1 protein-coding gene is annotated in these 757 nt (G+C 67.4%); it reads left to right on the top strand.

Annotation, left to right across the window (positions count from 1 at the left end):
* Nucleotides 1-22: 22 nt before the first annotated feature.
* On the top strand, nt 23-757 hold a 735-nt coding region (locus BFF77_RS30825), incomplete at its 3' end, for a PQQ-dependent sugar dehydrogenase (protein ID WP_245703904.1).

The raw sequence follows: 757 nt of genomic DNA, 5'->3' as shown, positions 1-757 counted from the left end.
GCGACCAAGGAGACGCATCACCGTGCACCGTACCCTCAGACGTCTGATCTCAGGCGTCCTGCTCGCGGCAATGCCCGCGCTGGGCATGGTGGCCCTCGCGCCCGCCGCCCAAGCACACGACGGCCATGAACACGCCCTGGACTGGGCGAACTACGAGAAGGTGACCCTCACCAAGGACACCGGTGAGCCGATCGACCTCGCCGTGATGCCCGACAACCGGGTGCTGCACACCGCGCGCAACGGTGATCTGCGGCTCACCGACCCCGGCAGCGGTGTGACCAAGGTCGTCAATCACCTCGACGTGTACCAGAACTCGGAGATGGGGCTCCAGACCGTCACCCTGGACCCGGACTTCGCCACCAACAAGTGGGTCTACCTCTACTACTCGCCGCCGCTGAGCACCCCGGCCGGCTCGGCCCCGCTGCAACTGCCCGCGGGCGAGACCGACGCGTACTGGGACCGGTGGAAGGGCTACGACGCCCTCACCCGCTTCAAGTGGACCGGGGACAAGCTGGATCTGTCGACCGCCCAGGAGATCATCCGGGTCGAGACCAACCGCGGCCAGTGCTGCCATGTCGCCGGCGACGTGGACTTCGACGCGGACGGCAATCTCTTCCTCGCCACGGGCGGCAACACACCGGCGTCGGGGCCCAATGTCAACGGGTACACACCGATCAACGACGCTCCCACCTACAACCCGGGGCTCGACGAGCGCCGCGGCTCCGGCAACACCAATGACCTGCGCGGCAAGATCCTC

The sequence above is a fragment of the Streptomyces lushanensis genome, from assembly GCF_001700515.1.
Classification (GTDB): Bacteria; Actinomycetota; Actinomycetes; order Streptomycetales; family Streptomycetaceae; genus Streptomyces; species Streptomyces lushanensis.
The sequence above is the reverse complement of the archived record's forward strand: the minus strand, read 5'-3'. Positions and strand labels throughout refer to the sequence as shown.